Origin of the sequence: Kaistella sp., from assembly GCF_049588135.1 — a bacterium.
Lineage (GTDB): Bacteria > Bacteroidota > Bacteroidia > Flavobacteriales > Weeksellaceae > Kaistella.
This window is the reverse complement of the sequence record NZ_JBAVFG010000228.1, coordinates 1-10534: the sequence shown is the minus strand read 5'-3', so window position 1 is coordinate 10534 and position 10534 is coordinate 1. Positions and strand designations below refer to the sequence as shown.

General features: G+C 32.9%; 9 protein-coding genes. 4 read left to right on the top strand and 5 right to left on the bottom strand.

Annotated elements, in window-relative coordinates; translation table 11 throughout:
- Nucleotides 1–138: 138 nt before the first annotated feature.
- Nucleotides 139–654, top strand: coding sequence for a hypothetical protein (locus tag WBY99_RS12355; RefSeq protein WP_423976641.1), 516 nt, complete (start codon nucleotides 139–141; stop codon nucleotides 652–654).
- A 115-nt stretch (nucleotides 655–769) separates the two neighbouring features.
- A complete protein-coding gene (locus WBY99_RS12350; RefSeq protein WP_423976640.1) occupies nucleotides 770–1951 on the top strand; it encodes an acyl-CoA dehydrogenase family protein in 1182 nt (393 codons plus the stop codon).
- A 41-nt stretch (nucleotides 1952–1992) separates the two neighbouring features.
- Here the strand turns inward: WBY99_RS12350 and WBY99_RS12345 are convergent, their stop codons facing one another.
- On the bottom strand, nucleotides 1993–4719 hold the full coding sequence (locus WBY99_RS12345) for a PD-(D/E)XK nuclease family protein (protein WP_423976639.1): 2727 nt from the start codon (nucleotides 4717–4719) through the stop codon (nucleotides 1993–1995).
- A gap of 180 nt (nucleotides 4720–4899) precedes the next feature.
- Nucleotides 4900–5535 (bottom strand): 16S rRNA (guanine(527)-N(7))-methyltransferase RsmG, encoded by a 636-nt coding sequence (gene rsmG, locus WBY99_RS12340; RefSeq protein ID WP_423976638.1) that lies wholly within the window; start codon nucleotides 5533–5535, stop codon nucleotides 4900–4902.
- Between the two features lie 100 nt (nucleotides 5536–5635).
- On the opposite strand from rsmG, the gene WBY99_RS12335 reads away from it, so the two are divergent.
- The gene (locus WBY99_RS12335; RefSeq protein WP_423976637.1) at nucleotides 5636–6835 is read left to right on the top strand and encodes a pyridoxal phosphate-dependent aminotransferase; all 1200 of its coding nucleotides are present in this window, start codon (nucleotides 5636–5638) and stop codon (nucleotides 6833–6835) included.
- 66 nt (nucleotides 6836–6901) lie between these two features.
- On the opposite strand, the gene WBY99_RS12330 is transcribed toward WBY99_RS12335, so the two are convergent.
- The gene (locus WBY99_RS12330; RefSeq protein ID WP_423976636.1) at nucleotides 6902–7681 is read right to left on the bottom strand and encodes a zinc ribbon domain-containing protein; all 780 of its coding nucleotides are present in this window, start codon (nucleotides 7679–7681) and stop codon (nucleotides 6902–6904) included.
- Nucleotides 7682–7684: 3 nt separating this feature from the next.
- A complete protein-coding gene (locus WBY99_RS12325; protein WP_423976635.1) occupies nucleotides 7685–8782 on the bottom strand; it encodes a Nif3-like dinuclear metal center hexameric protein in 1098 nt (365 codons plus the stop codon).
- A gap of 78 nt (nucleotides 8783–8860) precedes the next feature.
- Here WBY99_RS12325 and WBY99_RS12320 point away from each other — a divergent pair, with 78 nt between their 5' ends.
- The gene (locus tag WBY99_RS12320; RefSeq protein ID WP_423976634.1) at nucleotides 8861–9667 is read left to right on the top strand and encodes an ion transporter; all 807 of its coding nucleotides are present in this window, start codon (nucleotides 8861–8863) and stop codon (nucleotides 9665–9667) included.
- Between the two features lie 492 nt (nucleotides 9668–10159).
- On the opposite strand, the gene WBY99_RS12315 is transcribed toward WBY99_RS12320, so the two are convergent.
- Nucleotides 10160–10534 (bottom strand): FKBP-type peptidyl-prolyl cis-trans isomerase (locus WBY99_RS12315; RefSeq protein ID WP_423976633.1); only part of this gene is annotated, 375 nt, incomplete at its 5' end.

Sequence of the window (10534 nt, the reverse complement as noted above, 5' to 3'; positions counted from 1 at the left end):
ATATTCGAAAAACTGGAATTAAAATACCTTATGAGTGATCTGTCATTATGATTAGGTATATCTCCAATTTAATATAATCAAAAATTTTTTAAAATAAATTCAGTAAATTTATACCCTATTTAATGATAAAGATATTCAATGAAAAAACTAGTTCTCAGTACATTTATAGCCTCTATTTTCTTAAATTGTGAGAAAAAAAATACCGATATTTCAACGACAGATCCGTCAACAGCAGACTCCATCACCGTAGTTCCAGAAAACCACGAACCAATTGAACCTTCAACATTGCAAACTTGTTATATGCAAGCAACCAACAAGGATTCGATCTTCATTTCGTTGGAAGATAATCTCGGTACGATAACTGGAAAATTACGCTATAAAAATTTTGAAAAAGATCGTTCGACTGGCGATATAATTGGCAATCAAAATGGTGATACTTTAAAATTAGTTTATACATTTGAATCGGAAGGAATAACTTCTGATCGTGAAATTTATTTTCTAAAAAAAGAAGGAAAACTCTTTGAAGCCATTGGTGAATATACCAATAACGGATCTAAATCGAGCTATACGAATCCTTCAAAATTAAAATATGACGGACATCAATTAACCCCAACTGATTGCGAAATTATTACCAAAAACATGTCTTCTAAATAAAATTAGAAGTATATTTTCAATATAATTAGATTTACTTCATAATGAAGTGAAAAAAAATCCACGAATATTTCTCTGAATATTTAAAAAATCCTACATTAGGGCAAACAAAATTAATATGTCTTATTATCCCTTGAATTCCATTCCAGATTATTACGGAATTGACAGTTTACTTACTGAGGAACACTTACTTATCCGCCAATCTGTTCGCGATTGGGTAGAAAGTTTTGTGATGCCTAAAATTGATGAAGCCGCACAAAATCATACCGATATTCCCAACTTAATGAAAGAATTAGGGAAAATCGGAGCGCTCGGTCCTTATATCCCAGAAGAATATGGCGGTTCTGGTTTAGATCAAATCTCGTACGGAATCATTATGCAAGAATTAGAACGAGGCGATTCTGCGGTTCGTTCAGCAGCTTCGGTTCAAAGTTCTTTGGTCATGTTTCCGATTAATGAATATGGTTCTGAAGAACAGAATAAGAAATTTCTTCCTCAATTAGCAAGTGGCGATATGATTGGCGCTTTTGGATTAACCGAACCAAATCACGGTTCTGATCCAAGTTCAATGGAAACTTATTTCGTTGACAAAGGCGATCATTATTTATTAAACGGTGCAAAAATGTGGATTACCAATGCGCCAGTTTGTGATATCGCCGTAGTTTGGGCAAAAAATGAAGAAGGAAAAGTCCAGGGTTTAATCGTAGAAAGAAATTTCGAAGGATTTACAACGCCGACAACTCATAATAAATGGTCACTTCGAGCATCTAAAACCGGAGAATTGGTTTTTGATAATGTAAAAGTTCCAAAAGAAAACTTATTACCAAAAGTTACAGGTTTGAAAGGACCTTTATCTTGTTTAAATTCTGCACGATACGGAATTTCCTGGGGAGTAATTGGTGCTGCCATTGATTGTTATTGCACTGCAGTTCAATATTCTAAAGAGAGAACACAATTCGGAAAACCAATTGCATCTTTCCAATTGCAACAGAAAAAATTGGCGGAATTTTTAACTGAAATTACCAAAGCTCAATTGCTTTGTCTTCAGTTAGGAAATTTGAAAAATGCTCATAAAGCAACGCCTGCACAAATCTCGATGGCGAAAAGAAATAACGTAAAAATGGCGATTGACATTGCAAGAGAATCACGGCAAATTCTTGGCGGAATGGGAATTATGGGAGAATTCCCGATGATGCGACATGCAGCAAATTTAGAATCCGTAATCACCTATGAAGGAACGCACGATATTCATTTGCTCATAACCGGCATGGATATAACCGGAATTAACGCTTTCGGATAAAAACAAAAAACCTTCAAGATTTTAAAACTTGAAGGTTTTTTTTACCAACTGGTTTTCACTTCTTCCACAAAATTACTTTCGGGGTTTAAAATTTCTGTAATCACGTTTTTTATCCAATTCATCGGACTTACCAACGATTCATTCGTTATTTCATCGTCACCATAAATCTGTAAATTTTGAACGCCTTTATTCGCTTCTGCAAAACTCCAGATTCCGCATTCTACAAAATTATCCGGATATTTATTTTCGTTTAAAACCGCATAAGCATAAATACACAACTGCATTGCTTGTTTATAATCATCTCTAAAAAATAACTGTTCGAGTTTTTCTACATCCTCTTCTTTTTTGGCTTCTTTAATAAGCAGGTTTTTGGTTTTCGCAGTTTTATAATCAATGATTCTCAACTTTCCGTTCAGTCGATCAATTCGATCGATAAATCCATAAAAAGAAACTTTATCCGTTTTTTCTTCATCTAGATAATAATCAATACTTTCAAAATTTCCTTCAACGTTTAAGATTTCTAAAGTATTTCCATCGGCAATTAATTTTTTATCGACTTCTAAAATCGTTCGCACTACCCTTTCCGCAATTGATTTATGAATATAATTCATTCCCTTTTCATAGAAATCGGTTTGATGATTTAATTTAATAATTGCCTGATTCATCACTTCAACCAATTCTTGATTTGAAAACTCTAAATCATTAACTGTTAGTTTTTTACCTAAATATTTCTCATAAATAATTTGAAGCGCATAATGCACCAGATTCCCATAACTTCTTTGCGAAAGTTCCTCTTCCATTTCGCTGGTTTCGCGCGTTCCCAAAATTTTCGTTAAATAAAAATCAACCGGATTATAAATAAAAGAAGTAAGATGTGAGGACGAAACTCTTTTTTTCCATTCCTCTAATTTTTGAAGAACAGAAGAAGATTTTTCAATCTGAATCAATTGTTTATTAATTGGCTCAGAAGAATTTTCAATGATGATATTTTCAATTTGATGATGTTGATCTTCAATTTCTATCTGAGTAATAAACCTACTTTTCTCACCTGTATTTACGCCAGAACTCAGTGCGTTGAAAAGCAAATGAATATGCTGTGAATCCTGTAATAATCGATAAAAATGATAGGCATAAATACTGTCATTTTCTAAAAAAGTATGCAAATGAAAATGTTGACGAACATCGAAAGGAAGATAGGTATTTTGAGAATTTCCCAAAGGAAGTTTTCCTTCGTTGGTTGAAAGTAAAATGATATTTTCAAAGTTCAATAATCGGGTTTCCAAAAGTCCCATCACTTGTAATCCCTGAAGTGGCTCTCCCTGAAAATCAATCGTTTCAGAATTTACCAATTGATTAATTAAAACTTCCAACGTTTCCATTTTTATTTCAAATGAATGCGGTGAAAGTTGATTTTTAATAATCTTAAAACTCTTCTCGAAATGCGAAACATTTTCATATAAAATATCATCTAAATCCCTGTATTTCAATTGATAACAATAGGCAATTATCAAATCAACAAACTCCTTAACAGACTTGGGTTTTTCAAATAAATTAAAATACGACAGTTCTGATAAAAATTCTTTAAACTGCTTTTTCGAAATGTAAACGATATTTCTTTCTTCAATTTTTGCTTTAAAATCCAAAATGATTTGCTGATCAATTTCCTCATTTGGAAGTTCCTCTAAAACCGATAAAACATCATTATAGTAGTAGGAAGAATTTTTTTTCTCTAATTGTTTTTGCAGGTAAAAAAGTTGTTTCATCGCATTACTAAATCCGAGATTTTTCAGCGGAAATCCCATTGTAATATTCAGATGTTCTACGCTGCTCATCGCATCTAAGCAAGTTGGTAGAAGATTTTCGTCTAATAAAACAACGGCGGTTTTCGATAGATTTTCATCATTGATTTCTTCGAAAATTTCGGGCAACACTTTCGCTTGTGTTATATTTCCAGAAACTTCATAAACTTTGATATTTTTGGGTTGTGCAAAATCATTTTCAATCCAATTGAAACTTCTGCTTTCATTAAATTCTTTCCAGGTTTTGATGATGCGCAAAAACTTTCCAGCTTCTTGTCTTTCGTCATTAATATAATATTCATCTGCTTGGAAGAAACATTGCGTTTTGTTCCATTGCATCAGGTTTCTAACTAATTTTTCTTCAACCGGAGTAAAAGCATTAAAACCACAAAAGACAAATTTCCCTTCTCTATTTTGAGCATATTTTTCAATTTTATTTTTCGCAGTTTCATGAATCATTCCAGAAGTTGCCCAATTTTTTTCATTGAGTTTTTGTTTTAATAAAGGTAAAAACAAATTCATTTTTTGCCAGAAATTAAGGAACTTTCGTAAAGATCCATCTTCGCGAACTTCTAAATTTTCAGACCAATTTTTTATTTGTTCATCATCAAACATATACTCCAAAACCGCTTTGTCGGAATCTGAAAATTTCAAGATATCGTCCCAATCTTTTAATATCGTTGGAAACCATTTCAAAAAGTTGGCAAAATCTTCTGAGGGTTGAATTTCACGATAAATTTCAAAAGCAAAAAGCCACAAACCAATTCCCTGAACCGGTTGTTTATCTGCAATTTCTATAATTAAATCTTCTATGGTGAAAAAATTCGGAAGCATTCCCGAATATTGTTTTTCTTTCAATATTTTCTTGATAAAAACCACAGGTCTTTTACCGGGAAGAATAATATTAAAAGTCGATAAATCAGCATCTTGCACTAAAAGTTCGGTAACGATTTTATTTAAAAATTTCATGAATGATGTTCTTGATGGTAATTTTAATCTAAATGAAGTTTAGAAAATGAAAAATAAGGAAAATTCAACAAAAAAGCATCAAGAAAAATTGAATTCTTAATGCTTATTGTTAAAAGATTGCTTAAATTATTTTGACTGTTAAGCAAACTATAAGGACTATAAGTAGATAACGGTTTTTAATTATGAATTAAAATTCCCTTTAGATAAATATACTACTTTTTTAGTTTCAAAAAACTCCCCTTCGAAATGATCTTTCAATTGAAATATTTCTGCTTTTAATCCTGCAAGTTCTTCTCCTAAATCGCCACCTTTCAAATAAAGAACGCCATTGTGTTTCGGATTAATCTGCTCTTTCAAGAATTTACCTTTTAACCAACGCAGGAAAACGGGCATTTGTGTAACTGCTCGGCTGACTACAAAATGAAACTGGTCTTTTACATTCTCGGCTCTTCCGTGGATTGCGGTGATGTTTTTCAAACCAATTCCTTCAGAAACTTCTTTAACGACGGTAATCTTTTTACCAATGGAATCAACCAAAGTGAACTGAACTTCGGGAAATAAAATAGCCAAAGGAATTCCCGGGAAACCACCGCCAGTACCAATGTCCAATACTTTGGTATTCGGCGCAAATTCCATTATTTTGGCAATTCCAAGCGAATGTAGAATGTGTTTTTCATAAAGGGAATCCATATCTTTTCGAGAAATAACGTTGATTTTCTCGTTCCACTCTTGGTATAATTGTTCAAGATCAGCAAATTGTTTTTTCTGATTTTCGGAAAGATTTGGAAAATATTGTTCTATTAATTCTACAGCCATTTTTTAATAAATTTTTTACAAAAGTAAAGAAAGGATTTCACAATAATTTGGTTTGCACATTCAAACTAAAAAATTATCTTTGATTCTTTTAAAATTAAATATGGAAAAATTCTCAGACCGACTGAATCGAATGAGTTTCTCACAGACCTTTGTAATGAGCAACAAAGTTCGGCAAATGAAAGCAGAAGGAATCGACGTGATCAGTCTAACGCTTGGCGAACCCGATTTCGATGTGCCGCAAAATATTAAAGAAGCTGCTTTTGCGGCGATTAATAATAATTTCAGCCACTACTCGCCCGTTCCTGGATTTTTGGATTTAAGAGAAGCCATTTGCGGAAAGTTGAAAAGAGATAATAATTTAGAATACAATGCTTCGCAAATTTGTGTTTCTAATGGAGCCAAACAGTCTATTTTGAACGTTCTTGCTTCAATTATCAACGATGGTGATGAAGTTATTCTTCCTGCGCCGTATTGGGTGAGTTACGATGAAATGGTGAAAATGATGGGCGGGAAATCTGTTTTTGTAGAAACATCGATTGACACTGAATTTAAGATGACCGCAGAACAACTCGAAAAAGCAATTACACCAAAAACAAAAGCCTTACTTTACAGTTCTCCGTGTAATCCATCGGGAAGTTATTATACTTATGAGGAATTAGAAAGTATTGCAAATGTGATTGCAAAACATCCACAGATCACCATTATTTCTGATGAGATTTATGAGTTTACGAATTACGACGGAAAACACACTTCTATTGCTGAATTTCCGCAGGTTTATGAACAAACCGCGGTTATCAACGGAATGTCGAAAGCATTTGCAATGACAGGTTGGCGAATTGGTTATTCTGCTTGTCCGGCTTGGCTGGCAAAAGCGTGTGAAAAAATTCAGGGACAAATGACGAGCGGTGCCAATACGATGGCGCAAAAAGCTTCTATTGTTGCATTGCAAACCGATCCTAGTGAATACCGTTTTATGATTGATGAATTTAAAAAACGAAGAGATTTGGTTTTTTCTTTAATAAAAAATATTCCTGGATTCAAAGTTAATTATCCGAAAGCGGCGTTTTACTTCTTTCCTGATATTTCTTTTTACATCGGAAAAACTTTAAATGGAACATTCATTAAAGATGCTGATGATTTTGCGATGTTTCTTTTAGAGAATGCTTATGTGGGAACCGTTGGAGGTGTTTCTTTTGGCAATCCCAATTGCATCAGATTTTCTTATGCAGCGTCTGAAAAAGAACTCACAGAAGCAATGAAGCGAATTCATGAGTTTTTAGAAAAGGTTGAAATAAATTAAAAAAATATTCAAATAAAAAAACCGGTTTGAAAATTTCAAACCGGTTTTTCTTATTGTCAGAAAGAATTAAAATTTAATAATATCTTTCATTTTTTCGTTTTCTTCGTTTACCAAATCGTCGTCAACCAGGATTTTACCAGAGTGTTCGTCGATAATGATTTTTTTACGTTGTGCGATTTCCATTTGTTTTTGTGGAGGCAATGTAAAGAATGATCCTTTCGGCGCACCTCTTTCTAAACCTACAACTGCTAAACCATTTGGTGAATTGGTACGGATTCTTTGGTAAGAAGCCAATAACCTTTCATCGATATTTTTCGCAAATTCTTTTGATTTTTCAACTAAAAAATCTTCTTCTTTCTGGGTTTCAGAAACTAAGTTTTCTAGTTCATCTTTCTTGAATTTCAAGTGATTTTTCAAATCGGCAATCTTAGAATTTAACTCTTCTACAGTTTCATTTTTATGCCCAATCTTTGCACCAAATTCGTTGATCCTTTTTTCTGAAAGTTGAATTTCTAGTTCCTGGAATTCAATTTCCTTATCCAAAGATTCGAATTCTTTGTTATTTCTAACATTATCTTGCTGAGATTTGTATTTTTCAATCAAAGATTTTGCGTGATTGATCACTTCATTCTTTGTATTAATTTCATCGTTTTGAAGTTTAATCTCACTTTGAAATTTCTCAGCTCTTTTCTCTAGACCTTCGATTTCAATTTCTAAATCTTCCACTTCAATTGGCAATTCGCCTCTTGTGCTACGGATTTCGTCTAATCTTGAATCGATAATTTGTAGGTCGTAAAGTGCTCTTAGTTTGTCTTCAACGGCGATTTCTACTGTTTTTTTAGCCATATTTTATAAAAAATAGTTTACAGGGTTGGTTTTCTCGGTAGATTTTGAGACTGCAAATATAGTGAATTTTTGTGATAAAATCTCAACCAAATGCTCAGTAACAAATTGTTCGGATTCAAAATGACCGATGTCGCAAATCAACATTTTCCCTTCGCCTTGAAAATAATCATGATATTTAAGGTCGCCCGTTAAATATGCATCACATTTTTGGGAAATTGCTGCACCAATTCCGCTTGCGCCACTTCCTCCTAAAACGCCTACCCGCTTAATTTTTTTGTTGATGAAATTAGAATGGCGAATTGCTTTTAAATTAAATTTATCTCTAACGAAAGTCAGAAATTGTTCTTCCTCCATTGCTTCTTCAAATTCGCCAAATCGGCCTAAGCCAAGATATTGATTTTCATTTTCTAACTGAATAATTTGATAAGCCACTTCTTCGTAAGGATGCGCAGATTTCATTGCAGTTAAAATTTGATTCTTTTTATCGCTTTCATAAATTACAGAAATCATTACTTCATCACCGATTTCTCGAACACCAATTTTCCCAGAGAAAGGATTAGAACCTTCTATTGGCCTAAAGGTTCCTTTTCCCGAAACCGAAAAACTGCATTCATCATAGAATCCAATATTTCCGGCACCAGCTTCGAACATTGCATTTTTAACTTTTTCCGCAAAATCCTGTGGAACGAAAACTTCAAATTTGTGAAGGTTTTGCATTTTCGGCATTAATATTTTTTGATTCTTAAGCCCCAATTCTTCGCAGATTCTATAATTTACGCCAAAGAAATCATTGTCAAATGCCGTATGAATTGCATAAATTGCAATCTTATTTTCAATGGCTTTCAGAACTGCTTTTTCAATATAATTTTTTCCTGTAATTGATTTTAAACCTGAAAAAATAATAGGATGAAAAGTGACAATCAAATTCAAACCTTTAGCAATTGCTTCATCTACAACATTTTCCAACGCATCATGACAGACTAAAATTCCAGTTATCTCCCGATCTGGATTCCCACAAAGCAATCCCACATTATCATAATCTTCAGCTTGGGATAACGGAATTATCTTTTTTAGGTCATCAACGAATTCATTTACTGTCATTTTCTTATGTTTGCAACGAATTTAAGAATTAAATCTGTAATAATACCGCTAATAGGAATGCAAAGAGAACATAATTATATGCCAGAACGGATCCGCTGGAAACGCAAATTATTCCGGATTATCTTCAAAGCGGACACCAAGCTGGGTAAACTTTTTGATATTTTTTTATTGGTGTTAATTCTCCTAAGTACTTTCATTGTAATGATGGAAAGTGTTCGGATTTTCGATGCAAAACTTCATAGAGTTTTTGTAATTGTAGAAGTGATTATTACCATTTTTTTCACCATAGAATATGCATTGAGAATTATTACCATTAAAAACAAGAAAGATTATATTTTTAGTTTTTTTGGGATTATTGATTTTTTGGCGATTTTACCTTTTTATCTTAGTTTGTTTATTCCTATTACCAAATATTTTCTGATTATTCGAATGCTCAGAATGTTACGGATTTTTAGAATTTTGAATTTAATGGATTTTATGAACGATGGTTACTTTATCGTTACTGCCTTAAAAAACAGTTCGAGAAAAATCTATATATTTCTTTTGTTTTTAATGATATTTTCTGTCATTGTTGGTTCGATGATGTTTATGGTTGAAGGTCACAGAGAGGGTTTTGAAAGCATTCCGCAAAGTGTTTATTGGGCGGTTGTAACGGTTACTACAGTTGGTTATGGAGATGTTTCGCCAGGCACTCCATTAGGAAAATTTCTCTCTGTATTGTTGATGCTTGCTGGTTATTCCATCATTGCAGTTCCCACGGGAATTGTTACTGCAGAAATGCGGAATAAGCGCCAAGAGCTTGGTAGAACCTGTAATCGTTGCGGAAATAATGACATCGATGATGATGCACGGTTTTGTAAAATTTGCGGTGAGAAAGTGGTATAACAAAAAAAGGTGCATTATTAAAAATGCACCTTCTCTTTTTTTCAATCATTTGGTTTTTTTTAACTCATCTTATTTATTTTCGGGAACAAAAAAATCATCATTTGTGTTTTCGATAGTTAGTAGTTTTCACCCTATATTAAAGATTAAGTATTATTAAAACTTTTTAAAATATGACATTAGAAATAATTTAATAACTAAACTTAGCTACCTAATCTTCGGTATGGTAAATTAATGAGAAAATAAATTTTCGCCTAATGCTTTTATTTTTATAGCACAAATGTATAACATTGAATTTCTATTTTTCGCAGTTAATTCACCTATTTTTTAACTAGTCTTTTTAAACTAATATCTAATATAGAGTATCTTTTTTTATTTTGCATCTGCTTAATTATCAAAACATTAACAGCACGCAATTAAAAAGCACCTCAATTTCTTGAAGTGCTTTGTTAATTTCAGATCGTCTCAAACAATAATTTAGACCGATTCTATTATTTATTTTGCTAAAAAGCTGTTTACTTTTACCAATTCTACATCAAAGATTAACCAAGCATTTGGTGGAATAATGCCGCCAGCTCCTCTTGTGCCGTAACCCAATTCAGCTGGAATCAAAAGTGTAGCGGTTTCTCCTTGTTTCATTAACATGATACCTTCGTCCCAACCTTTGATGACTTGTCCTACTCCAATCGGAATTTCAATCGGTTCATTTCTTTTGAAAGAAGAATCGAATTCTACTCCGCTTGCTAATCTACCAGCATAATGTACGGAAACTTCTTCGCCTGCTTTTGGTGAAACTCCATCAGTGGTTTTTGTTATTTTATAGTATAATCCGGAAGGAGTTACTTGCATTCCAGCTTTCAGTTCATTAAC

Coding starts and splice junctions, on each gene's coding strand:
- WBY99_RS12355 (WP_423976641.1), top strand. CDS start 139: ATGAAAAAACTAGTTCTCAGTACATTTATAGCCTCTATTTTCTTAAAT.
- WBY99_RS12350 (WP_423976640.1), top strand. CDS start 770: ATGTCTTATTATCCCTTGAATTCCATTCCAGATTATTACGGAATTGAC.
- WBY99_RS12345 (WP_423976639.1), bottom strand. CDS start 4,719: ATGAAATTTTTAAATAAAATCGTTACCGAACTTTTAGTGCAAGATGCT.
- rsmG (WP_423976638.1), bottom strand. CDS start 5,535: ATGGCTGTAGAATTAATAGAACAATATTTTCCAAATCTTTCCGAAAAT.
- WBY99_RS12335 (WP_423976637.1), top strand. CDS start 5,636: ATGGAAAAATTCTCAGACCGACTGAATCGAATGAGTTTCTCACAGACC.
- WBY99_RS12330 (WP_423976636.1), bottom strand. CDS start 7,681: ATGGCTAAAAAAACAGTAGAAATCGCCGTTGAAGACAAACTAAGAGCA.
- WBY99_RS12325 (WP_423976635.1), bottom strand. CDS start 8,782: ATGACAGTAAATGAATTCGTTGATGACCTAAAAAAGATAATTCCGTTA.
- WBY99_RS12320 (WP_423976634.1), top strand. CDS start 8,861: ATGCCAGAACGGATCCGCTGGAAACGCAAATTATTCCGGATTATCTTC.